Origin of the sequence: Pseudomonas sp. KBS0707 (genome assembly GCF_005937945.2) — a bacterium.
Lineage (GTDB): Bacteria > Pseudomonadota > Gammaproteobacteria > Pseudomonadales > Pseudomonadaceae > Aquipseudomonas > Aquipseudomonas amygdali.
The window spans coordinates 2,721,319-2,745,720 of the sequence record NZ_CP041754.1; the positions used below are offsets into that span (position 1 = coordinate 2,721,319).

At 58.7% G+C, this 24,402-nt stretch carries 18 protein-coding genes and 3 pseudogenes; 16 read left to right on the forward strand and 5 right to left on the reverse strand.

The genetic code is table 11. The annotated features are described in order from the left end of the window. The first annotated feature begins 90 nt into the window (after positions 1-90). The gene (gene treS, locus FFH21_RS12900) at positions 91-2,154 is read left to right on the forward strand and encodes a maltose alpha-D-glucosyltransferase (protein WP_011168574.1); all 2,064 of its coding nucleotides are present in this window, start codon (positions 91-93) and stop codon (positions 2,152-2,154) included. On the opposite strand, the gene FFH21_RS12905 is transcribed toward treS, so the two are convergent. Then, positions 2,151-3,923, reverse strand: coding sequence for a sigma-54-dependent Fis family transcriptional regulator (locus FFH21_RS12905; protein ID WP_041924542.1), 1,773 nt, complete (start codon positions 3,921-3,923; stop codon positions 2,151-2,153). The two genes, treS and FFH21_RS12905, sit on opposite strands and share 4 nt — an antisense overlap. 279 nt (positions 3,924-4,202) lie before the next feature. On the opposite strand from FFH21_RS12905, the gene FFH21_RS12910 reads away from it, so the two are divergent. The 3 genes from FFH21_RS12910 to FFH21_RS12920 all read left to right on the forward strand — a co-directional run bounded on the left by FFH21_RS12910 (position 4,203) and on the right by FFH21_RS12920 (position 7,570). After that, entirely contained in the window at positions 4,203-5,684 is a 1,482-nt protein-coding gene (locus FFH21_RS12910) for a benzaldehyde dehydrogenase (RefSeq protein ID WP_011168576.1), read from the forward strand. A gap of 86 nt (positions 5,685-5,770) precedes the next feature. Beyond that, positions 5,771-6,538: a coniferyl-alcohol dehydrogenase gene (locus FFH21_RS12915; protein ID WP_004662575.1), complete on the forward strand. Its 768-nt coding sequence runs from the start codon at positions 5,771-5,773 to the stop codon at positions 6,536-6,538. Positions 6,539-6,622: 84 nt separating this feature from the next. Continuing rightward, positions 6,623-7,570 (forward strand): transporter, encoded by a 948-nt coding sequence (locus tag FFH21_RS12920; RefSeq protein WP_004667647.1) that lies wholly within the window; start codon positions 6,623-6,625, stop codon positions 7,568-7,570. 437 nt (positions 7,571-8,007) lie between these two features. Here the strand turns inward: FFH21_RS12920 and mhpT are convergent, their stop codons facing one another. Next, entirely contained in the window at positions 8,008-9,228 is a 1,221-nt protein-coding gene (gene mhpT / locus FFH21_RS12930; protein WP_011168577.1) for a 3-(3-hydroxy-phenyl)propionate transporter MhpT, read from the reverse strand. A gap of 326 nt (positions 9,229-9,554) precedes the next feature. Between mhpT and FFH21_RS12935 the strand changes: the two are divergent. Beyond that, a pseudogene (locus FFH21_RS12935) lies at positions 9,555-10,866 on the forward strand (OprD family porin). Positions 10,867-10,909: 43 nt separating this feature from the next. Here the strand turns inward: FFH21_RS12935 and FFH21_RS12940 are convergent. Then, on the reverse strand, positions 10,910-11,398 hold the full coding sequence (locus FFH21_RS12940; RefSeq protein WP_004665318.1) for a MarR family winged helix-turn-helix transcriptional regulator: 489 nt from the start codon (positions 11,396-11,398) through the stop codon (positions 10,910-10,912). A 210-nt stretch (positions 11,399-11,608) separates the two neighbouring features. Here FFH21_RS12940 and FFH21_RS12945 point away from each other — a divergent pair, with 210 nt between their 5' ends. The 5 genes from FFH21_RS12945 (at position 11,609) to FFH21_RS12965 (ending at position 17,742) form a co-directional block, all read left to right on the forward strand. After that, positions 11,609-12,439 carry a p-hydroxycinnamoyl CoA hydratase/lyase gene (locus FFH21_RS12945; protein WP_004662588.1) on the forward strand — a complete coding sequence of 277 codons (831 nt, stop codon included), beginning with the start codon at positions 11,609-11,611 and terminating at the stop codon, positions 12,437-12,439. A gap of 90 nt (positions 12,440-12,529) precedes the next feature. Then, complete coding sequence (locus tag FFH21_RS12950; RefSeq protein WP_011168578.1) at positions 12,530-13,978, forward strand: aldehyde dehydrogenase; 1,449 nt, start codon at positions 12,530-12,532, stop codon at positions 13,976-13,978. Between the two features lie 152 nt (positions 13,979-14,130). Then, positions 14,131-16,017, forward strand: coding sequence for a feruloyl-CoA synthase (locus FFH21_RS12955; RefSeq protein WP_041924543.1), 1,887 nt, complete (start codon positions 14,131-14,133; stop codon positions 16,015-16,017). Continuing rightward, positions 16,014-17,258, forward strand: a complete 1,245-nt coding sequence (locus FFH21_RS12960; protein ID WP_004665324.1) for a thiolase family protein — start codon at positions 16,014-16,016, stop codon at positions 17,256-17,258. Before FFH21_RS12955 ends, FFH21_RS12960 begins: the two co-directional genes overlap by 4 nt. Positions 17,259-17,397: 139 nt before the next feature. Beyond that, positions 17,398-17,742, forward strand: coding sequence for a hypothetical protein (locus FFH21_RS12965; protein ID WP_011168580.1), 345 nt, complete (start codon positions 17,398-17,400; stop codon positions 17,740-17,742). A 14-nt stretch (positions 17,743-17,756) separates the two neighbouring features. Here FFH21_RS12965 and FFH21_RS12970 read toward each other — a convergent pair whose 3' ends face one another. Further along, entirely contained in the window at positions 17,757-18,161 is a 405-nt protein-coding gene (locus FFH21_RS12970; protein ID WP_004665327.1) for a RidA family protein, read from the reverse strand. Between the two features lie 154 nt (positions 18,162-18,315). Between FFH21_RS12970 and FFH21_RS12975 the strand changes: the two genes are divergently transcribed. The 5 genes and pseudogenes from FFH21_RS12975 (at position 18,316) to FFH21_RS13000 (ending at position 22,528) form a co-directional block, all read left to right on the forward strand. Then, positions 18,316-19,248: a LysR family transcriptional regulator gene (locus FFH21_RS12975; protein ID WP_011168581.1), complete on the forward strand. Its 933-nt coding sequence runs from the start codon at positions 18,316-18,318 to the stop codon at positions 19,246-19,248. 154 nt (positions 19,249-19,402) lie between these two features. Further along, positions 19,403-19,729 (forward strand): annotated as a pseudogene (locus FFH21_RS12980) (AAA family ATPase); the annotation flags it as partial. Positions 19,730-19,782: 53 nt separating this feature from the next. After that, positions 19,783-21,042, forward strand: a complete 1,260-nt coding sequence (locus FFH21_RS12985) for an IS256-like element ISPsy17 family transposase (protein WP_004666928.1) — start codon at positions 19,783-19,785, stop codon at positions 21,040-21,042. A gap of 62 nt (positions 21,043-21,104) precedes the next feature. Beyond that, positions 21,105-22,070 (forward strand): annotated as a pseudogene (locus FFH21_RS12995) (AAA family ATPase); the annotation flags it as partial. Then, positions 22,067-22,528 carry a hypothetical protein gene (locus FFH21_RS13000; RefSeq protein WP_004665333.1) on the forward strand — a complete coding sequence of 154 codons (462 nt, stop codon included), beginning with the start codon at positions 22,067-22,069 and terminating at the stop codon, positions 22,526-22,528. The pseudogene FFH21_RS12995 and the gene FFH21_RS13000, both read left to right, overlap by 4 nt. A 5-nt stretch (positions 22,529-22,533) precedes the next feature. Here FFH21_RS13000 and FFH21_RS13005 read toward each other — a convergent pair whose 3' ends face one another. Then, positions 22,534-23,451: a LysR family transcriptional regulator gene (locus FFH21_RS13005; protein WP_011168584.1), complete on the reverse strand. Its 918-nt coding sequence runs from the start codon at positions 23,449-23,451 to the stop codon at positions 22,534-22,536. A gap of 157 nt (positions 23,452-23,608) precedes the next feature. Between FFH21_RS13005 and FFH21_RS13010 the strand changes: the two genes are divergently transcribed. Continuing rightward, positions 23,609-24,364: a 5-oxoprolinase subunit PxpA gene (locus tag FFH21_RS13010; RefSeq protein ID WP_011168585.1), complete on the forward strand. Its 756-nt coding sequence runs from the start codon at positions 23,609-23,611 to the stop codon at positions 24,362-24,364. The last annotated feature ends 38 nt before the right edge of the window (positions 24,365-24,402 follow it).

The following is a 24,402-nucleotide window of genomic DNA, read 5'->3' on the forward strand; positions in this document are numbered from 1 at the left end:
CCTGTGGGCTCATATCCGTAAGCAATACATTCAGGGCGCTCCGCCTGCGGAGCGTCTCAGGTCGCCGATTCGAGAGGAAGACTGGACGCTATGACGATACCGGACAAGCAGTACGTGGACTGGCTGGTCGAGCAATCGATGCTTAATGCCGCAAGACAGCGCGCCAAGACCTATTCGGGGCAGGGCAGGCTCTGGCAGCGTCCTTTCGCCCTTGCACGTCCCAGAGATGCATCCGCCATTGCGTCAGTCTGGTTCACCGCCTATCCGGCTTCTATCGTCACTCGCGAAGGTGGCTCGGTGCTGGAAGCGCTGGGTGATGAAACCCTGTGGCACGCGCTGTCGGAGATCGGCATTCAGGGCATTCACAACGGCCCGCTGAAGCTGTCCGGCGGGCTGAAAGGCCGCGAGCGGACTCCGAGTATCGATGGCAACTTCGACCGCATCAGTTTCGGCATCGACCCTGATCTGGGCACCGAAGCACAACTGTTGAGCCTGTCGCGCATCGCTGCAGCGCACAACGCGGTGATCATCGATGACATCATCCCGTCGCACACCGGCAAGGGCGCAGACTTCCGTCTTGCCGAGCTGGCGTACGAGGATTACCCAGGCCTGTTCCACATGGTCGAGATCCGTGAGGAAGACTGGCCGCTGTTACCTGAAGTGCCGACCGGTCGCGACGCAGTCAACCTGATACCCGATGTGGTCGATCAGTTACGCGACAAGCATTACATCGTCGGTCAGTTGCAACGGGTGATTTTCTTCGAGCCTGGCGTCAAGGAAACCGACTGGAGCGCCACCGACGTGGTGCATGGCGTCGATGGCAAGGCTCGCCGCTGGGTCTATCTGCATTATTTCAAGGACGGTCAGCCTTCATTGAACTGGCTGGACCCAAGTTTTGCCGCGCAGCAGATGATCATCGGTGACGCGCTGCATGCCATTGATGTGATGGGCGCGCGAGTACTGCGTCTGGACGCCAACGGCTTCCTTGGTGTCGAGCGTCGCGCCGAAGGCACTGCCTGGTCGGAAAGCCACCCGCTGTCGATCACCGGTAACCAGCTACTGGCCGGTGCGATCCGCAAGGCAGGCGGTTTCAGCTTCCAGGAACTCAACCTGACCATCGATGACATCGCGTCCATGGGGCAGGGCGGCGCTGACCTGTCCTACGACTTCATCACGCGACCGGCCTATCAGCATGCACTGTTGACCGGCACCACCGAGTTCCTGCGCTTGATGCTGCGTCAGGTGCATGCGTACGGCATCGATCCGGCATCGCTGATCCATGCCTTGCAGAACCACGATGAGCTGACTCTGGAGCTGGTGCATTTCTGGACGCTGCACGCCCACGACACCTTCCATTACCAGGGGCAGACGTTCCCGGGCAATATCCTGCGCGAGCACATCCGTGAAGAGATGTACGAGAAGTTGTCTGGTGAACACGCGCCGTACAACCTCAAGTTCGTCACCAATGGTGTCTCTTGCACAACGGCCAGCATCATCACCGCCGCGCTGGGCATTCGCGACCTGAGCACGATCAGCGATGCAGACATTCAGCAGATCCAGCACATCCACCTGCTGCTGGTGATGTACAACGCCATGCAGCCGGGCGTGTTTGCCTTGTCGGGCTGGGACCTGGTCGGCGCCTTGACGCTGCCGGCCGAGCAGGTCGACCACCTGATGCAGGACGGTGATACTCGCTGGATTCATCGGGGTGCCTACGATCTGGTGGATCTGGACCCGGAAGCTGAATTTTCTGCTGGTGACATGCCGCGTCCGAAGACGCTGTATGGCAGCCTGGTCAGTCAGCTCCAGCGACCTGATTCGTTTGCCTCGCAGCTCAAGAAAATTCTTGCTGTGCGCCGCGCCTACGACATTGCAGCAAGCCGTCAGATTCTGATTCCCGACGTCGAGCATCCAGGGCTGTTGGTCATGGTGCACGAGTTGCCTGCAGGCAAGGGCACGCAGATCACCGCGCTCAACTTCAGCTCAGAGACTATTGTCGAAACGCTGCACCTGCCTGGCATCGCGCCGGGTCCGGTGGTCGATATCATCAACGAGCGGGTCGAGGGCGATCTGACCGATCAGGGCGAGTTCACCATCACGCTGGATGCCTACGAAGGGCTTGCCCTGCGTGTGGTGAGCACCTTGCCGATCTAGGCGCCCCCTGGCTGCTGTTTCTTCAGACGATAGGCAAACTGGGCGCGACTCAGGCCCAGTAAACGCGAGGCGGCCGCCAGGTTGCCTTCGCTCCCGTCCAGCGCTTCGTGGATCAGGCGCTGTTCGAGGTCGTCGATGGAGAATGCCTGGCCTGACTGCCCCAAAGTGTCCAGCAGTCTGGCAGTCGAGGACTGCCGGGTTTCTGAAACAGAGGTCTGCCGCAAAGTGCCCTCGGGGTTCAACGAGTAGGAGTCCTCCGGTAACGACTCGTTGCGGAAGATATGCACCAGATCAATCGCCTGGCCCTCGTCGCTGGCAATCAGCCCTCGCTCGATCAGGTTCTGCAGCTCGCGCACATTCCCGGCGAAGTCATAACGCAGCAACGTCTTCAATGCTCGCATGGTCAAGCCGGCCGGCGTCCTGCCGTACTCCTGACAGAATCTTTTGAGAAAGGCGTTGATCAGCAACGGAATGTCATCGCGGCGTTCGCGTAATGGGGGCAGGGTGATCGGGTAAACATTCAGCCGGTAGAACAGGTCATCGCGGAACTCGCCATCGGCCACCGCCTTGCGCAAGTCGACGTTGGTCGCCGCCACCACCCGAACATTGACCTTGATACCGTGGCCGCCCCCGACGCGTTCGATCTCCCGCTCCTGCAGGGCACGCAGCAGTTTGCTTTGCCCGGCCAGGCTCAGGGAGGTAATTTCATCCAGAAACAGCGTGCCGCCATTGGCGCGCTCGAAACGCCCGGGCCTTGAGTGCGTCGCCCCGGTGTATGCCCCACGCTCGACGCCGAACAGCTCGGCTTCGATCAGGTTATCGGGAATGGCTGCGCAGTTGAGCGCCACGAACGGGCCTTCGCGGTTGCGGCTGAGCTGGTGCAACTGGCGAGCGAACATTTCCTTGCCGACGCCGGATTCACCGCTGATCAATACCGTTGCCGGGGTCATTGCCACACGCTGCAGTGCCTGGGTGGCGGCGTTGAATGCGGCGCTGGCACCAATCAGCGGCTGCTCGGTACCGGTGGGCGGGCTTGCGTCATGGTTTGCTTTTGCTAGTGGAGGAGTTTGTTCAGGGGCAGTTGGTTTGACCACGCTCAGGTAGCCCAGGTCGCGTTCGACGTCGCCCCATTGTTCCGCGGTCTTGCCAACGACCCGGCAGTTCGCGTGGCCCATGCCGCGGCACTCCACTTCGCGGAAGACCACCATCTGCCCGAACAGGCCGCTGACAAAACCGGTGGCGTAGCCAATTTCGGTCCAGCACACCGAATCCTGCCCGATGCCATATGCCGCAACATGCTCGTCGGCTTCGCAGGAGTGGTGCCAGAGAAACTCCCCTTCGTAGAACCCGGACTCGGCGTCGAACTTGAAGTGCAACGGCTCGACCTTGGTCATGCCTTCCAGCGTGTGCAAGTGCGTACCGGCACGAAACGCCGATGTTGCATCAGCCAGTGGCCAGCGTTCGCGAATCAGCCGGGCGTCGCGCGCGCCAGACAGATAACCGGCGCGGGTGAACATTCCGCGCGCCTGCTCCTGCCCCAGACGCTCGATGATCTCGCGGCGCAAGGTGCCGAATGATGAGGTGTGCAGCAGCAACATGCGCTGATCGTTGAGCCAGATGCGCCCATCGTCAGGCGAGAAGAACAGGCAACCGGTCAATTCCTCGGCGGTCGGCGAGCCACTGGCGTCTGGCTGACTGCTGTCGCCCCGAGGCAGGAAGTGCTCAGTGGAGATGCTGTGGTCGGGAAGCTCGCAGTGAGGAATTCTCATTCTTGTACCTCGGCCCGGCATTGGTCTAAATGATCAATTCATGACTCGGTTAATAAACATAACTTTATCAAATGAACAAGCTCGGCCGCGCAGTATTTCCGGTCCTTGATGTTTGCTCCGTTAATGTGGTTGCCGAAAAGTCTTGTTCCAGAGAGGTTGAGCGGCTATATGACAACCTGATTGCAATCCCGGCACAGGCTTTGCTCAGGCCTGTTTACGGCGCGTGCTGTCCATTGGAGTGGAGCAGGCGATTACAACCATAAAAGCCGGAGTCTGAATATGTCAGCATCTGATGGCACCCCCCTGTTGCACCGCGCGATTGAAGCCGAATGTGTATTCAATGGCGACTGGATTCCTTCCTCATCCCCGTTATTGCCCGTCATCGAGCCTGCGACCGGCGAGCTGTTGATGAACACTGCCATGGCTGACGCGGCGGATATCGCCGTTGCCTGCCGGGAAGCTGCGCTTGCCCAGCCTGCCTGGGCGGCGCTGGGGCCTCGTGAAAAGGCTGAAATATTTTTGCTGGCCGCCGATCACGCGGTCTGTGCGTTCGATGAACTGGCTTTGTACGTGGCTCGTGAGAGCGGCGGCAGTCTGCACAAGGGCCAGCACGAAGTGAATGAGGCCATTGTGTTGCTGCGCCAGGCCGCGGGTATGCTTTCGCAGGCTCATGGTCACGGTCTGATGCTGCCCAGCGCTGCCGGTCGCCTGTCTTACGCACGGCGCGTCGCACACGGTGTGGTGGGGGTGATTTCGCCGTTCAACTTTCCGTTGGTGCTGTCCATGCGCTCGGTTGCTCCTGCGCTTGCCGCTGGCAATGCCGTGGTGCTCAAGCCTGACCCGCAGACGCCGATCAGTGGCGGTTTTCTGATTGCCAGGCTGTTCGAGGAAGCCGGGCTGCCCAAAGGGCTGTTGCATGTGTTGCCGGGGGCGGCGGATGCGGGCGAAGCGCTGTGCCGCGACACCAATGTACAGATGATCACGTTTACCGGTTCAACTGCGGCCGGACGCAAGGTTGCCGAGGCTGCCGGGCGCAATCTGAAGAAGGTGTCGCTGGAATTGGGAGGCAAGAACCCGCTGGTCATTCTCGAAGACGCCGACCTTGATCTGGCTGCCAGCAATGCAGCGTTTGGAGCCTGGCTCCATCAGGGGCAGATCTGCATGGCCACCGGCCTGATTCTGGTTCACGAATCGATCGTCGTCGATCTTACCCGCAAGCTGGCAGACAAGGCACGGGCGTTGACGGTCGGTAACGCGGCACGCGGTGAAGCTGCGTTGGGGCCGCTGATCAACAAACGCCAGTTGCAGCACGTACATCAGGTGGTCAGCGACAGCCTGCAAGCTGGTGCGCAGCTGGAAACCGGTGGTGAATACGGGGGCCTGTTCTATCGCCCTACAGTGCTCAGCGGCGTGAAGCCCGGTATGCGTGCATTCGAGGAGGAGATTTTTGGCCCGGTGGCCATAGTGGTCAGTTTTTCCACCGATGAGGAAGCCATTGAACTGGCCAATCGCTCTGAATATGGCCTGGCCGCTGCCGTTATTTCCCCGAATGTGGGCCGCGCGACGGCGATTGGCGATCGACTGCGGTGCGGCATGCTGCACATCAATGACCAGACCGTGGCCGATGAGTGCATCAACTCGTTCGGCGGGCGCGGAGCGTCGGGCAACGGCTGCAGCGCAGGCAGCCCCTCAGACTGGGAGGAGTACAGCCAGTGGCAGTGGGTGACCGTGAAGAATCAGGCTCCGACCTACCCATTCTGAGTGTGCCTGGACTTCCATGCTTTATTGCAAATAGTGATGTGATGCAACGACAAAACGTGATCCAACAACAATAAGAGCGCGTGACTATGAACCTGAATAATAAAACACTGATCATTACGGGTGTGTCCTCCGGAATTGGCGCTGAGCTGGCGAGGGTGGCGCGCTTTCAAGGTGCCAGAGTGATTGGCATCGATCGTCATGAACCGCAACTGACCGTGGACGGATTCTTCCAGGCGGACCTGGCTGATCCTGACAGTATCAATGCGCTGGTCGAGCGCTTGCCCAGACAGATCGACGCCCTGTGCAACATCGCCGGCGTGCCTGGCACTGCGCCGGTTCAGGCGGTAGCCCGAGTCAATTACCTGGGGCTGCGCCATCTGACCCAGTGTTTGCTGCCGCGCATGGCACCAGGCGGCAGTATCGTCAACGTATCGTCGATACTCGGTGACCAATGGGTTAAACGGCTGGAGTTGCACAAGGCGCTGGCCGCCACTGAAAGCTACAGCGAAGGGCAGGCGTGGCTGGCAGCCAATCCGGTCGCTCAGGAGACCTGCTACCAGTACTTCAAGGAGGCGCTGATTGTCTGGAGCTTTCAGCAGTCGCAAGAGTGGTTTCGCAAGCAGTCGGTGCGTGTCAACTGCGTCGCGCCGGGCCCGGTGTTCACACCTATTCTGGGGGATTTTGTCAGCATGGTCGGCCAGGAGCGGGTCACCCGTGACGGCTTGCACATGAAGCGTCCTGCGCTGGCTGATGAGGTGGCCGAGGTGATTGCGTTTCTGTGTTCCGACGCATCGCGCTGGATCAACGGTGTCAACTTGCCGGTAGACGGAGGGCTGGCAGCTTCTTACGTGTAATGGCTGCAAGCGGTGCAACCCCGATGGCACGCTCGTGACGTCGGGGATATTGAAAACAACAACAATAAGTACAGGAATCACAAGATGCCCAAGTCTATCTTGCGTACCGTTGCGACCGTATCAATCATCGGCCTTTCATCGACCACCTATGCCTATGACTTGCCCGGCCTTAATCTGGGCAACACCAGCTTCTACGACGGATCGCCAGCCCCGGCAGGGCCAGGCTGGTACCTGGAGGAGTACCTGAACTACGCCAGGGCCGATCGCTTCAATGACGTGAATGGCGACAAACTGCAACTTCCCAAACAGGATGTGGATGTACTGGCCGTGACCACGCAGCTCATTTACGTCGGCCAGCCTTTGGCCAATGGCGCGATGCCGGGTATTACCGCAATCAACACGTCGCTGGCGCATGCCGACGTGGACGATGGTCTGGATAACACCGTGCTGAGTTCGCGTGCAGGGTTTGGCGATGTGATCATCGGCCCGTTTCTGCAGTTACCGACGATAACTCGTGCTGACGGTAGCCCACTGTTGACCCAGCGTATCGAGGCGGATATTGCGATCCCGGTGGGTGCCTACAATCGCAATCGTTCGATCAACCCCGGCAGCAACTTCTGGTCGTTCAACCCATACTACGCAGCGACTTACTGGTTTTCCCCGAAATGGTCGGCCAGCGGGCGTTTCATGTACTTGTGGAACGGCAAGAATGACGACCCGCAAGCCGGGTTCGGCAATGTCTCCGACACTCAGGCGGGCCAGGCGCTGCATGCCAACCTGACCGTGCAATACGCAGTGACCGAACAGCTTTCGCTGGGGCTCAACGGCTACTGGCTCAAGCAGTTCACGGACACCCAGGTGGATGGTCATGATGTCAGTGGCCGCAAGGAAAAAGTCTGGGCCATCGGCCCCGGCTTCCTGTACGCCTTTAGCAAGGAGAACGTCCTGACGGTCAACAGCTACTTCGAGCAGGGTGCGGAAAACCGCACCGAAGGCAACAAGCTGGTGCTGAATTTTCTGCACAAGCTGTAAGGTTTGTATGGTTATCTGCCAATGCGTAGCGTGCAGTTCGTCTCAGATGCGGCGAAACTGCATGATTTGCCGTCAGCCGCTGTCACAAAGCGCTTTTTTATTGCGATGGCACTGACGACGCAGAGTGCGACCTTAGTGACGGCTGAGCCCTGGCGCTGATCCGGGGGTAGCCTGGCAGGACGCCAGGCTAGCCGCACCGGGCCATGGATGGCCCGTTGCGGCGACCCCCGGATCAGCGTCAGGGCGAAGGAACCCGACGAAGTCGGGCCGGAAACAGGAGCGAAGGGTTTTGCCTACTTTGGCCCGATCAAAGTAGGTCGCCGAGGGGCGAAAAGGTGACCTGAGTCGAACCTCAATCCACCTGAAGTCGCAGAGCCGCGATGTGACGAACAGTGTCACGTAATGCATCACGCGGAACGTGAGGACGATGGATCTGATCACCTCGACTCTGCAACCTTGAGTTCACGCTTCTCGAGGGCGACCGACCTGGACAGCACCGTGATTGCCGCCAGTGCGGCAATCACCAGGCCGGGTGAGGTGGCCAACAGTACGCCAGCGGTTCCCGCACCGGCTCCGAGCAGATGCCCGGCAGCCAAAGGGCCGGCCACAGAGCCGAGGCGGCCGATGGCTACCGCAGCGCCGACACCGGTGGCACGTACCGAAGTCGGGTACGAAGGAGGGGCCAGCGCATACAGCACCAGTTGCGCGGCCATCACAAATACCCCGGCAGCAAACCCGGCAATTGTCATCGGCACGATGCCGACCGACACGCCCACGCCCGCCAACGCAGCCAGCAAACCGGCGTAGACGAACAGCACGACCTTGGTGCCGTTGCAGCGATCCAGCAACAGCCCGCCCAGTAGCGAGCCCAGCGCGCCGCCGATATTGAACAGCATCTGCACCAGGCCCGCCTGAGGTTTGCTGAAACCCTGGCCGATCAACAGCGACGGCAGCCAGTTGAGCAGCATGTACATCACGGTCAGGGTAAAAAAGTAGCCGACCCACAAGGCCAGTGTCGTGCGAGCTCTGCCTTCGCCGAACAGTGCGCTGGCACTTGAATGCCGGACAGCGCTGGCAGTGGTCTGCTGTTTAAAGGCGCTGGATTCGGGCAGTAACAGGATCATCAACGGGACCACCAGCAGTGGCACCAGACCACCGATGATGAAAGTTGTCTGCCAGTGCTCGCTGGTAAACATCGCGACCACCGCAGCCAGGGCTCCGCCCAGCGGAACGCCTGCATACATGACGCTGATGGCGAGCCCGCGATGGCGTTCGCCGACAGCTTCGGCGCACAAGGCGATCAGGTTGGGCAGCGCAGCCCCCAGCCCCAGGCCGGTCATGAAGCGCACCAGCAACAGGGCAGAAAAGCTTTCGACATAAGCAGTGCTCAGCGAGAAGACCCCGAACAGCAGTACTGCGTTTACCAGAATCTTCTTGCGGCCGATGCGATCCGCAATCCAGCCGCCAAAAAAAGCGCCCGGCAGCAGCCCGATGATCCCTGCACTGAATACCCAGCCCATCATTTTCGGGTCAAGGGCAAAGCTTTGACGAAGTCCCGCCGCCGCCGTCCCGGCAGCCTGCAGGTCGAAACCTTCGATGAGTGCGACGATAAAACACAAGATGATGGTCAGCGTCGAACGACGCAACGAACTGTTCATGGCAAGCCTCATTGTTGTTTTTGTTGTGGAGAAAAGCCTGTTCCCGAGCGCCGACGAGGCGTTGTGACAGGTGCTGATCAAGGTAACAAAAATAACTAAAAAATGAATTTGGACCCAAAATTCAATAAAAGCAGAATTTATTCTTTTTAAAACATTGAGTTAGGGTCGAATTGAAAGAACAGCAGTCAAGTAGTTAACATTATTAATGTTCGATTATCGGTCACTCTGGATTGACGTCGATACGAAATCCTCCAATTCTCCTTCCACGGACCTGCGGCCAGCGCCGGACCGAATCCAAAAACAACAACAATAAGTGGACATCCAACATGCCAACGCTCACTCGTGGTGCAGCAAAAGCTGTGTCAACTCTCTTTTTCCGTGGAAAAAATTGCGGTCTCGCGCTGGGCCTGCTGGGCGTCAGCGCTATACCTGACCTCGCACAGGCTCAGGGGCTTCTGGAGGACAGCCACGGCACCTTGACGCTGCGCAATTATTAGATTACAAGGACGATGGTGCCAAAACAGCCACACGGGAGTGGGCGCAGGGGTTCATTATCAACGCCGAATCCGGCTTCACAGAAGGACCGGTGGGCTTCGGTCTTGATGCGCGAACGCTGGTAGGTGTAAAGCTTGATTCTTCGCCAGACCGCAGCGGTACCGAGCTATTGCCGGTATGGCCAGTGACGAACGGGCTGCTGACGAATATTCCCGACTGGCGCTGACCGGCAAGCTTAAATTCCGCGAAACCACAATCAAGACTGGCGACGTGTCGATTTTTCTGCCGTTTGCTTTCGCCAGCCCCTCACGCCTGTTGCCGCAGACCTTTCGGGGCACGACGCTGACCTCAAAGGACATCGACGGCTTGACCTTCAATGCCGGCCATATTGATCGGGTCAACAAGCGCGATTCCAGCAACTATCAGGCAATGACCATCGCTTCGCCGAACCGGCGCTTCAATGGTGCAGCAACGTCATCGCACATGGCCTATGCCGGGGGCGACTATCAGGTCAACAAGGAGATCAACATACGCGCGTATCACGCTGAAGTGGCTGATCTTTATACTCAGAACACGCTCGCGCTACTACACAAACTGGCAATCGGCGATGGCGTGCTGACCACTGATCTGCGCAGCTTTTTCAGTAGCGACACGGGCAGCGGGAAAGCCGGGGACGTGGATAACCAGAACCTGTCGGCGCTGTTGGGTTACAAGTGGGGAGGGCACAGCGTCAGCCTTGGCTATATGCATTCGAGCGGCGATACCGCTACACCCTATGTATCGGGCACCGAACTGATGGGGTTGAGCGAGATGACCATGAGTTCTGACTTTCTCAATGCCAGGGAGCGTACCTGGCAAGCCATTTACGACTATGACTTCACTGCCGTGGGGCTTGTCGGGTTACGCAGTCGCCTGCGTTATGTGCGCGGCGACAACATCGAACTGGCCGCTTTCAATGCCGATGATCGCAAGGAGCGTGAGTTTCAGATGGAGCTGGGCTACGTCGTTCAGAGCGGCCCGCTGAAGAATATCGGCCTGCTGGCGCGCAAGTCGATCTATCGCAACGACTTCCCCGCAGGCGCCGCCTTTCGCGATGAAAACCAGACGCGCTTTATTGTTCAGTACAGCTTGCCACTCTGGTAATCAGCCCGTCATCGACGGCAAAAATCGCCGTTGATGACGGATTTTACGATTGGTAGACCTTTTTCAACAGCCTGAGCAGGTCCTGACGTTCCTGGTTATCCAGCGCCGAAGTGGAATCGAGGTCACTGTCGGCGGCGATCTGTTTCAGTTCGCGCAGCAATGTCTCGCCGCTCTTGCTGAGGAAGATGCCATAAGAGCGTTTGTCTGGCTTGCAGCGAACCCGCACGGCCAGTGCACGTTCTTCGAGCTTGTTCAGCAACGGTACGACCTGGGGCGGTTCGATAGCCAGCGCCTTGGCCAGGTCTGCCTGCATAAGGCCCGGGTTTTGCTCGATGATCGCCAGCGCCGAAAACTGCGCCGGGCGCAGGTCGTGGGCGGAAAGACGTCCGATCAGGTTCTGGAACAGCTTGAGCTGTGCCCGGCGCATGGCATAACCGATCAGATCATCCAGCGCAGAATCCGTTGGCAAAGCTGCTTCGGCAACCTGTGCGGAGGCTTGGCAAATGTCGGCAATGTCGGATGGCTTGGCCATTGAAAGTGCAGTCCTTTTGATGGGTGGGTCAATCAGCCGATCAGTTTGCCGAGGTTAGCGAACGATAGCTATGAGGTATACGTCACTGTGACCAGCCTGTGCCGGCAGAGTGCCGACTTTTTGATTAATAACGATAACAGTTAATTGAAATAACTATATTTGCCGTTTAGCTTTGAGCTATCGTCAAGCCAAGAACAAGAGAGTATCGCCATGAGCAAGTACGAAGGTCGCTGGGCAACCGTCAAGGTCGAAATTGAGCAAGGCATCGCGTGGGTCATACTCAATCGGCCTGAAAAGCGCAATGCCATGAGCCCGACCCTGAACCGTGAAATGATCGATGTGCTGGAAACACTCGAGCAGGATCCCGACGCAGGTGTTCTGGTGTTGACCGGTGCGGGCGAGGCCTGGACTGCCGGCATGGACCTCAAGGAGTACTTTCGTGAGGTGGACGCCGGACCGGAGATTCTTCAGGAAAAAATCCGTCGCGAGGCCTCCCAGTGGCAATGGAAGATGTTGCGCATGTACGCCAAACCGACCATTGCAATGGTCAACGGCTGGTGTTTCGGCGGGGGGTTCAGCCCGCTGGTGGCATGTGACCTGGCGATCTGCGCCGATGAAGCGACCTTCGGGCTGTCGGAAATCAACTGGGGCATTCCGCCTGGCAACCTGGTGAGCAAGGCTATGGCCGATACCGTGGGTCATCGCCAGTCGCTTTACTACATCATGACCGGCAAGACCTTCGATGGTAAGAAAGCCGCTGAAATGGGGCTCGTCAATGAAAGCGTGCCGCTGGCACAACTGCGTCAGGTGACCATCGACCTGGCCCTCAACCTGCTGGAAAAGAACCCGGTGGTACTGCGCGCCGCCAAGCACGGCTTCAAGCGCTGCCGCGAATTGACCTGGGAGCAGAGCGAAGACTACCTGTATGCCAAACTCGATCAGTCACGACTGCTGGACAAGGAAGGCGGGCGCGAGCAAGGCATGAAGCAATTCCTCGACGACAAGAGCATCAAACCAGGGTTGGAAGCTTATAAGCGGTAGATGGCAGCTGCACGCGTAAGGCTTTGACTTGAGGCTTGCATTGCAAGGTTCGAGGCAGCCCTTGAACAACAATAACAAAGAGGAATGATCATGCTGGACGTGCCCCTGCTGATCGGCGGCCAGTCGTGCCCCGCCCGTGATGGACGTACATTTGAACGCTGTAACCCGGTGACTGGCGAAGTGGTTTCGCGTGTGGCCGCAGCGACCCTGGAAGATGCCGATGCAGCAGTCGCGGCTGCTCAGGCTGCGTTCCCTGCCTGGGCGGCGCTGGCACCCGGCGAGCGCCGAGCGCGCCTGCTCAAGGCTGCCGAGCAGTTGCAGGCGCGCAGTGGCGAATTTATCGCTGCCGCTGGCGAAACCGGGGCGATGGCCAACTGGTATGGCTTCAACGTACAACTGGCCGCCAGCATGCTGCGCGAAGCTGCGTCGATGACCACGCAGATTACCGGTGAAGTCATTCCCTCCAATGTGCCCGGCTGCTTTGCCATGGCGCTGCGCCAACCCTGCGGCGTGGTACTTGGTATCGCACCGTGGAATGCGCCGGTGATTCTTGCTACCCGCGCAATCGCCATGCCGCTTGCCTGCGGTAATACCGTGGTGCTCAAGGCATCGGAGCTCAGCCCTGCGGTGCATCGGCTGATCGGTCAGGTATTGCAGGATGCCGGGCTGGGCGACGGTGTCGTCAACGTGATCAGCAATGCGCCTGCCGATGCTGCGGCGATTGTCGAGCGTCTGATCGCCAACCCGGCCGTGCGTCGAGTCAATTTCACCGCTTCGACCCATGTGGGGCGTATCGTCGGTGAGCTCTCGGCACGCCATCTGAAACCGGCACTGCTTGAACTGGGCGGCAAGGCACCGTTTCTGGTGCTGGACGACGCTGATCTGGACGCGGCGGTGGAAGCGGCCGCATTTGGTGCCTATTTCAATCAGGGCCAGATCTGCATGTCCACCGAACGGTTGATCATTGATCGGAAGGTGGCGGATGCCTTTGTTGCAAAACTGAGCGCCAAGATCGAAACGTTGCGTGCCGGCAACCCGGATGACAGTGAATCGGTGCTGGGGTCGCTGGTAGACGTCGGGGCTGGCACGCGCATCAAGGCGTTGATCGATGACGCTGTGGATCTGGGCGCAACGCTGGTGATTGGCGGGCAGTTACAGGGCAGCATTCTGCAACCGACGTTGCTCGATGGCGTGACTGACACCATGCGCCTGTACCGCGAAGAGTCCTTCGGGCCGGTGGCTGTGGTGATCCGTGGCGAAGGTGACGAGGCGTTATTGCGGCTGGCCAATGATTCGGAATTCGGCCTCTCGGCGGCAATTTTCAGTCGCGACACCAGCCGCGCTCTGGCGCTTGCGCAGCGGGTCGAGTCGGGTATCTGCCACATCAACGGACCGACTGTGCACGACGAGGCGCAAATGCCCTTTGGCGGGGTCAAGTCCAGCGGGTATGGCAGTTTCGGTGGCAAGGCTTCTGTCGAGCATTTTACTCAGTTGCGCTGGGTGACCTTGCAAAACGGGCCGCGGCACTACCCGATCTGAATCCTCCGGCGCTGGCGTCACCGATGTTGCAAAAGACCGTGTCGCCAGCAAGTCAGGCATAACAATAACAAGGCTGCAGCCTGTGCTGCTACGCCCCGCCCGAACCGCTGCAAGCCGTTGGGTGTCTGCGTACCTTGATGGAGAGAACGCACGTGAGTTCCGATATCAGATCATCAACGCTGCACAGTGAAGATAGCTCACCACGCTATCGCCAGGTCTCCATCGGTCATCCGCCCATCGAGGTGCGGGAAGAGCAGGGCATTTTGCATATGCGCGCTCTGGAACCACTGGCGCAATTGCCCGATCGCTTGCTCGACCGATTGGTGTACTGGGCCAGCATCCGTCCGCAGCAAACCTTTATTGCCGCCCGCTACAGCCGTGGTGGCTGGCGCAAGGTCAGTTACGCCGACATGCTCACAGACGTGCGCGCCATCGCGCAGAGCCTGCTGGCGTATGGCCTCTCCGCCGAGCGGCCGTTGGCGCTGCTCTCGGGTAACGACATCGAGCATTTGCAGCTTGCACTGGGCGCCATGTACGCGGGGATTCCCTATTGCCCGGTATCGCCAGCGTATTCAGTCATGTCCCAGGATTTCGCCAAGCTGCGGCATGTTTGCGAAGTGTTGCAGCCAGGGCTGGTGTTTGTCAGCGAAGCCGCGCCGTTTCAGCGCGCCATTGATGCGGTCATTCCAGCGGATACGCCGATCATCACTGTACGCGGCCAACTCGCTGGCAGGCGTCCACTGAGCTTCGCCAGCCTGTTCGATCAGCCTGGCGGCCGTGAAGCCGAGGCGGCTTTTCTGGCCAGTGGTCCTGACAGTATCGCCAAGTTCCTGTTCACCTCGGGCTCGACCAAACTGCCCAAGGCCGTAGTGACCACGCAGCGCATGCTGTGTGCCAATCAGCAGATGCTGCTGCAGACATTTCCGGTGTTCGGCGAAGAGCCGCCCGTGCTGGTCGACTGGCTACCGTGGAATCACACCTTCGGCGGCAGCCATAACCTCGGTATCGTGTTGTACAACGGTGGCACGTTCTATCTGGACAACGGCAAACCGACCGTCCAGGGTTTTGCCGAAACCCTGCGCAACCTTAAGGAAATCTCGCCGACGGCCTACCTGACCGTGCCCAAGGGCTGGGAAGAGCTGGTCGACGCGCTGGAGCAGGACGCCGAACTGCGTGAGCGATTCTTCTCGCGCATGAAACTGTTCTTCTTCGCCGCAGCCGGCCTGTCGCAAAGTATCTGGGATCGTCTTGACTGTGTCGCCGAGCAGCATTGTGGCGAACGGATTCGCATGATGGCCGGGTTGGGCATGACCGAGGCTGCGCCTTCCTGCACGTTCACCACCGGACCGCTGTCGATGGCCGGCTATATCGGCTTGCCTGCGCCAGGATGCGAAGTGTGTCTGGTACCGGTGGACGGCAAGCTGGAAGGCCGTTTTCGCGGGCCGCACATAATGCCAGGCTACTGGCGCTCGCCGCAGCAGACTGCTGACGTGTTCGACGAAAACGGTTTTTATTGCTCCGGCGATGCAATCAAGCTCGCCGATCCCGCGGCACCCGAGCTGGGCCTGATGTTCGACGGGCGTCTGGCCGAGGACTTCAAACTGTCGTCCGGCGTGTTTGTCAGCGTAGGCCCCATGCGCAACCGCGCCGTGCTGGAAGGTTCGCCGTACGTGCAGGATGTGGTCATCACCGCGCCTGATCGTGAATGCCTGGGTGCGCTGGTGTTTCCAAGGTTGCATGAATGTCGCCAATTGGCCGGGCTGGATGCGCAGGCCTCTGTTGCGCAGGTGTTGGCCAGTGCGCCGGTACGTGCGTGGTTCGGCGAATGGCTGACCCGCCTGAATCAAGGTACAAATGGCAATGCCAGCCGTCTTGAATGGATCGTGCTGCTTGACGAACCCGCGTCTATTGACCGTGGCGAAATCACCGACAAGGGTTCGATCAACCAGCGTGCGGTGCTGCAGTGGCGGGCAGAAATAGTCGAAGCGCTTTATCGTGATCAGTCCCCGGACAAAATCAGTGCCGAGCCGACGGCATGAGCAGCGGCGGGCAATATCTGGCGTTCAGCGACGTGGCCATTGTCGACGCAGTGCGCACGCCGTGGGTCGATCTGGGCGGCGCTCTGGGGCATATTTCACCCATCGATTTGGGTATAAAGGTCGGTCGTGAGGTTTTGGCGCGTGCAGCCACTCAGCCAGGTCAGGTCGACAGCGTACTGACCGGCTCGATGGCGCAAGCCAGTTTCGACGCGTACCTGCTGCCCCGGCATGTCGGCCTGTACAGCGGCGTCGCGCAAAGCGTTCCTGCGCTGGGCGTGCAGCGCATCTGCGCCACAGGTCTCGAACTGTTGCGTCAGGCCGCTCAGCACGTGAGCGAAGGCGGGCAGATGGCGCTGTGCGTTGCTGCCGAATCGATGTCGCGCAACCCGATTGCGGCCTATACCCATCGCGACGGCTTCCCGCTGGGCGGTGCCGTGCAGTTCAAGGACTTTCTCTGGGAAGCGCTGTACGACCCGGCACCGGCAATGGACATGATTGCTACGGCGGACAATCTTGCAAAACGTTACGGCTTGAGCCGTGAGGCCGTCGACGGTTATGCATTGCTCAGCCATCAGCGCGCACTGCAATCGCAGCTTGGCGGCCAATGGGCTGGCGAAATTGTGCCGGTCAGCAGCGAGCGCTTTGAGCTGGAGGGGTACCAGCCGCGCAGCATCGAGTTGCCGCGAGGAGTTGAAACGGTCACGCAGGACAGCCATCCGCGAGCGACCACCCTGGCGGCCTTGTCCCGTTTGCGCGCCATTCATGCTGATGGTGTGCAGACCGCAGGCAACAGCTGTGCGGTGGTCGATGGCGCGGCAGCGGCATTGGTGGGCCGCGCTTCGCAGTCACAAAGACCGGTGCTGGCGCACCTGCTGGCCAGTGCTGTGATTGGCGTCGCGCCAGAGTTCATGGGCATTGGCCCGACGCCTGCCGTTCAGCTGTTATTGCAGCGCAGCGGGCTGGCGTTGAGCGACATTGGCCGGCTGGAAATAAACGAAGCGCAGGCGGCCCAGATGCTGGCGGTGACACAAACGCTGGAATTGGAAAGCGAACGACTCAACTGTCTGGGCGGCTCACTGGGCCTGGGCCACCCGTTGGCAGCCACCGGGCTGCGTCTGGTCATGACCCTGGCCCGGCAATTGCGCGAAAAAAACCTGCGCTACGGGATTGCCGCCGCCTGCGTAGGGGGCGGGCAGGGCATGGCGCTGCTGATCGAGAATCCGGCATTCATCGCCTACTGAGCCTGCCCCTCTTATCCATGACGTGAACGCAAAATTCAGCCATTTATGGAGCTGCACTTGACGCAGGTCATCTTTTAGCGCTTGACCGAATTGAAGTGAACAGTGACTCTCGCGTCTCTCAACACTACGGAACCCGTCTATGCGTGCCCTCGCTGAGCTTTCTTTCGATTTCGTCTGGCATTTGATGTTCACGGATGACGATCAGCTCGACCAGGATCTGGCGGTACGCTCGCTGGAAAATCTGTCTGACTACTTTTCGGCGATGTCCGACGAAGAGAAAAGAGCGTTCATCGCTGTGGCGCATGAACGCAAGGCTCGTCTTTTTGCAGTGTCCGATGCCGATGGCTACTCGCCGATGCTGCAGGCCACTGAAGACCAGGCACAGTTTCTTGATCATGTGGTGTCCGGAAAATTCTTCCAGCAGTTTGAAGAGCCCGCGGCTGTTTATGCCAGCGACCGCGTGGTACCGATTCGCAGCAACTGAGCTGCCGGCTGCGGCTAGTCGCGTGCAGTTTCCGGTAACCTGGCAATCACCTTGATTTCAAAATCAAAGCCATAAAGCCAGGTGACGCCGACGCCCGTCAGGGTCGGGTGCGGCGCGTTGCCCCAGAATTCCGGGACCACCTTCCATATACGCTCGAACTTCGCTTCGGGGTCGACAATGAACACCGTCACGTCGACCACATCATCGAACGTGCAGCCAGCGGCCAGCAGAATGGCGTTGAGGTTGGTGAACGCCAGGCGCACCTGCTTTTCGAGATCCGGCTCCGGTGAGCCATCTTCGCGACTGCCCACTTGTCCAGAAACAAACAGAAAACCATTGGAGCGTACCGCGGGCGAATAGCGATTGCGCTCGTAAAGCGCCTGACGACCAGCGGGGAAAACGACGTCACGGTGTGGCATGGGTGCCTCCATCAAAGGGTCGAGTGACCTGAAATCAGTGGTGAGGCCACTGTAGGGACTTGCGCCGAACCGATAAACGAGCAACCGTACTCAGCACTGTTTGGAGAACCCAAACAATCCGGCAGGCCAGCGTGACGAGACAGGCAGGGCGAGAATGGACCGTTTTGACGCGATGCAAGCGTTTGCCCGAGTGGTGGAAACAGGCAGCTTCACCAAAGCTGCCGCCACGCTGCACATGAGCAAGACCAGCGTGACGCAGCTGGTGCAGCAACTGGAGGCACGCCTGCGGGTCAGGCTGCTCCGCACCACACGCAAGGTGAACGTGACTGCCGACGGCGCAGCCTATTACGAGCGCGTGGTCAGGCTGCTGGCCGACATGGATGACGCGGAGACCAGCCTTTCCGACGCGACGTCGCTGCCCAGAGGTCGATTGCGCGTGGACGTGCCGAGACCGTTTGCCAGCATGCTGTTGATGCCTGCGCTGCCTGGTTTCCATGCCCGCTATCCGGACATCCAGATCGACATGGGTGTCAGCGACCGTATTGTCGACATGATTGGCGAAAATGTTGACTGCGTCGTGCGCGGTGGTGAAATAACCGATCAGTCACTGATCGCGCGGCGGGTGGGCGACCTGCAACTGGGTGTGTACGCCGCGCCGTATTATCTAACGCGAATGGGCACGCCTGTTCACCCGCGCGAACTTGAAGATTCTGCCCATCGTATCGTTGGCTACCTGTGGGCGCGCACCAGCAAGGCGCTGCCATACGCAATGCACCGCGACGGTGAAAAGGTCCATGTGCAGGGCCGCTATGCGCTGGCGGTGGATGATGGCAATGCCTACATTGCCGCAGGTCTGGCCGGAATGGGCATTCTCTGGCTACCGGACTACATGGCCAGGCAGCATCAGGTGCGCGGCGACCTGATACCGCTGTTCAAAGACTGGCAGCTGGACAGCATGCCGATGTACGTGGCATTCCCGCCGAACCGGCATATCAGCATCAAGGTGCGTGTGTTCATTGACTGGATTACCGAGCTGATGGCCGAGCATGCGCCTGTCAGTCAGCGTCACGGAGCCGAGCAATCGTAATCTGCGTTCGCAGCATTGGCGACTTGCCATGTCAGGAATAGTGTTAAATTCTTGACCTGAGTATGAAAAGCTCAAGGCGGCGGGGATTCCATGCACTTGGGCAACATCGATTATTGGAGAACGACTTGATGACGCGTGTGCGAGTTTCGAAAGCATGTTGATTTCGATTGAACTGAAAAACTTCAAGAGTTACGAGAGTGCAAGTCTTCCGCTGGCAGCCATGACCTTTTTAATCGGTGCCAACGCTTCGGGCAAGAGCAACGTCCTTGAAGCTATTCGTTTGCTCAACTGGCTGGCCAAAGGCAGCCGTCTTGAAGACATCACACGATCAATTCAGAGTGGCGATGCGGTTGTTCGTGGGCAGGCAAATGATTTGCTGCGCGATCCTCTTGCGAGTTTCAGTTTGGGGGGCCGGTTTGAGGGCATGCCAAAGGGGTGGGGGCATTTTGAAATATCGATTGGCCTGGTAGCCGATCAGTTGGAGACTGTCAGAAATTTTGTGTTCGGGCATAACATGTAGCTAGAGGTGCATGTATGCCGACCAAAAAGAAGTCCGCCAATGCAACAGCGAGGGAGTTGCCCTCGATTCCCCAAGAGCTGATCGAGCAGTTTGTTAAAGGCCCGATGAGCGCCGAAGCCATTCAAGACGCGTCCATGGCGTTCAAGAAGGCTCTGATCGAGCGTGCGCTAGGCGCCGAGCTGGGTCACCACCTTGGTTATCCTCAGGGCGCGGAGCGCCCTGAGGAGTCGACCAATCAGCGCAATGGCAAAAGCAGCAAGACGGTTCTGACCGACGACGGGCCGCTTCGCCTGGATATCCCCAGAGACCGCGATGGTAGCTTCGCCCCGATCCTGATTCCCAAGCACGAACGCCGTTTTACAGGCTTCGACGACAAGATAATTGCCATGTACGCCCGGGGCATGACGGTGCGTGAGATCCGCGCTTTTCTATCTGAGCAGTATGGAACTGACGTGTCCCATGACTTCATCAGCTCAGTCACCGATGCGGTCATGGAAGAGGTGGGCGCTTGGCAGCAACGACCCTTGGAACCGATGTATCCGGTGATCTTCTTCGATGCGTTACGGGTCAAAATCCGGGACGAGGGGTTAGTGTGCAACAAGGCTATTTATCTGGCGCTGGGGGTATTACCTGATGGCACGCGCGACATTCTGGGTATATGGATCGAGAGCACCGAGGGTGCCAAGTTTTGGATGAAGGTGTTCAACGACCTCAAGACTCGTGGCGTTGAAGATGTTCTGATCGCCGTCACGGATGGCCTCAAAGGAATACCGGAGGCGTTGGGGGCGGTTTTTCCTGCCACGACGCTGCAAACCTGCATCGTGCATCTGATCCGCAACAGCTTGGACTATGCCGCTTGGGATAAACGTCGGGCACTGGCCAAAGCACTCAAGCCGATCTACCAGGCGATCAATGCCGATGTGGCTGAGCAAGAGCTTAACGCCTTTGAAGCGGGCCCCTGGGGCAAGCAGTATCCGACTGTAGTTGCTGCATGGCGTCGCGCCTGGGATCGGGTTATACCGTTTTTTGTTTTTCCGGCGGGCATTCGCAAAGTGGTTTACACGACCAATGCCATCGAGAGCATCAATGCCCAGTTACGCAAGATCATCAAGACTCGAGGGCACTTCCCGACCGATGAGGCTGCGACGAAACTGATATGGCTTGGGTTGCGCAACATCACCGCCAACTGGGGTCATGCGGCACACGACTGGAAAGTGGCAATGAATCAATTTGCGATCCTGTACGGAGACCGATTTACCAGACCGAGCTGGTAAAACAAGGGCCTGCCTGACGGCAGGCCCTAACCAGCCCGAACACAAAAAAACTGATACTCCCGAAACCGGGCGAAGCGGTTCCTCTGTACCAGGTCGACGGTCGCGCCAATGACCATACCGATGAGATCAGGGTTGCCTACAACAACTTCAAACGAGGAAAAAACAAGCCTCATATTCCTTGTTCAAACCGACAAGCCATTTTCTATCAGCTCGAAACGCCAGGTCGATTTGAGTCGGCTCATCATGACTCACAGCGCATCATTCCTGCTGTTACAAAAGCCATACGTGAAACCTTGCGCAATGTGGTGTTTCTTGATCCGCGTCCTGCGCTGATGCGTGACTATGCTTATGTGAAGGACGACCTCATCAAAGAGGACGGCAGCAACCTGTCTGCGGTCCTATACAGGATTTCTCAAGAGCCGGAACAGAAAACCAGACTGCTCGCCTTTATCAAATCCTTGCCCGAACAGGACATCACCGACATAGAGTTTATAAAGACTGATCGCAACGACGTCATGGTGAGGCTGGTGGAGTCTTTCGGACAGAAAAGCAGAACCGTGGACGCACCGCTGCTCTCTGATGGGACCCTTCGCGTTTTAGCCGTCGGCGCAACGCTTTTAACCGCTCCTGAAGGAGCGCTGGTGGTTATCGAAGAGATTGACAATGGTGTCCATCCCAGTCGTGCGGAAACCCTTGTAAGACAACTCCGAGCTACCGCTGCCGAAAGAAAGCTGCGAGTCCTGCTGACATCACATAACCCTGCTTTGATGGATGCGTTGCCTGATAGTGCGCTGGCTGATGTGGTTGCCTGCTATCGCGATCCTGAACACGGCGACAGCCGTCTGGTGCGCCTGGGAGACCTGAGTCGCTATCCGGAACTGGTCGCGCAGGGGCCATTGGGGCAACTCATGACGCGGAGGGTCCTGGATCGTTTCTTGAAGGACGATACAACGGAAGATGAGCGCAAGGCACAAGCGCTGGACTGGTTGGCTGAATTGCGCCAAAACACAGATGGAGGAGCAGAATGACAGCCGTCTGCTTGATTGATACCTCTGTCTTCGTCGAAATTCTCAATGTGCCCATCAAGGCGCAACAACACATTGAAACCCTTCGTCAGTTAGAACAACGCATACTTGCTGGAGAGTCGCTGTTTTTGCCGATGGCTACGATACTCGAAACCGGCAATCATATTGGACAGAATGGAGACGGAGGCGCTCGACGTAAATGTGCAGAGCGTTTTGTCAGGCAGGTACAGGATGCATTGAAAGGGCGTTCCCCGTTCAAAGCCATCAGCTTCCTGCAAGAGGATGAAATGAGCGGTTGGTTGCGCGAGTTTCCAGAGCATGCAATGCGTGGCAGCGGGCTTGGCGATCTTTCCATCATTCATGACTGGAGACGACTCTGTTCTCTGAATCCATCGAGACGGGTTTATATCTGGTCTGAAGATGTACATCTCGGTGCGTTCGATCAACTGCCCCGGTTGTAATATCCTCAACGCCGCGCCGACAGCTGCTGCGGTGCCAGAAACGCATCGTGAAAATAGTTACGAAACGCCTGCATCGCCGGGCTCAGCTCTCGCTCGCGGTGCCAGGCCAGGCCGACGCTCATTGGCGTTACCGAGTCGGTGACAGTCAACGTTTCAATACGTTTGCCTTCCAGCGACCAGGGGCGATGTACCAGGTCGGAGAGAATCGCCACGCCGCTGCCGTTGGCGACCATGCTGCGCACTGCTTCCACGGAGCTGGTGCGCACTCTGACATTGGGTCGTTGGCCGGCCAGTTCCCAGTAACGCATTGCACTTTGCTCCGCCTCATCGACGGTCAACAGGATATAGGGCTCTTGTGCCACATCGGCAAGGCTCACGGCGGCGCGCTGGCACAGCGGGTGATGGCTGGACAGCCATAGATGGCGTTCGGAGTTGAACAGCGTCTCCGAGACGATATCCGGGTGAGTGATGTTGGCTGTCAGCACCACTGCCATATCGAAGCGCCCCTCCAACAGACCCTGTTCGATGGCTTGCCTTTCGCGCTCATGAACCTCGATGGCTACATCAGGGTGCCAATGTTCCAGACGTTGCAGGTGGTGAGGCAGAAAGTAGCCAATCACGGTGTAACTGGCGGCCAGGCGCAATACGCCGCTGGCGCGAATATCGGGTAGCGGGCTGTTCAGTGCGTCATCGACGCTGCGCAGGATCACGTAGGCGCGGTTGAGAAAATGTCGACCCGCTTCGGTCAGGCTCATGCCTTGGGCCGAGCGCTGGAACAACAGCGTGCCGAGCATGCTTTCCAGTTCCTTGATTGCCGTGGTCACCGCAGACTGGGAAATGTTCAGGTGAATAGCCGCCTGCGAGATTTGCCCGATCTCGGCCGTTGCCACGAAATAACGAACCTGGCGCAACGTCAGGGACATAAGCACTCCAATCGGCGGGTATCTGTTTTTCAGAAGATGATGTATCTGTAAATAGATCTACCCAAGGGGTGCAAGCGAATCTAACGTGTTTTGCATGAGGCCGGATAGCTTCTTTTCCGGACTGACCCTTAACCCGATAGCCCCAGGAGCAAAAGCCATGCAGGTGGATTTCAACTCGGACATGGGTGAAAGCTTCGGCGCGTGGACCATTGGTGATGGTGTCGATAACGAATTGATGGCCTTCATCAGTTCCGCCAACGTCGCTACCGGTTTTCACGCGGGTGACCCCGGCACCATGCGCCGCACCATCGAACAGGCTAAACAGCTGGGCGTTGCCATTGGCGCGCACCCAGGGTTCCGCGATCTGGTCGGCTTCGGGCGGAGGCACATCAACGCAGCGCCGCAGGAGCTGGTCGATGACATGCTCTACCAACTGGGTGCATTACGTGAGCTGGCCCGGGTTCAGGGCGTGGCATTGCAGCATCTCAAACCTCATGGGGCGTTGTATATGCACCTCGCCCGGGATGAAGCCGCTGCCCGTCTACTGGTGGAAAACCTTCAGCGCCTGGAGCCCGAATTACTGCTTTACTGCATGCCCGGTTCGGTTATCTGCAAGATCGCTCAGGAGCTCGGTCAGCCGGTGATTCGCGAGTTCTACGCTGATCGCGACTACGACCTTAGCGGTTCCATCGTCTTCACCCGTAATGGGCGCGCGCATGACCCGGCCGAGGTCGCGGCACGCGTGGTTCGCGCGTGCCAGCAAGGTCTGGTGCGCACCGTCGAGGGCGAGGACCTGAGCATCGAATTCGATTCGATCTGCCTGCACAGCGACACGCCGGGCGCTCTGGCCCTTGCCGAAGCGACCCGCAAGGCGTTGGACGCTGCCGGAATCACGGTGCGTAAGCCGCGCTGAGTCAAATGGCATCGTGTGCACAGACACACGAGCTACGT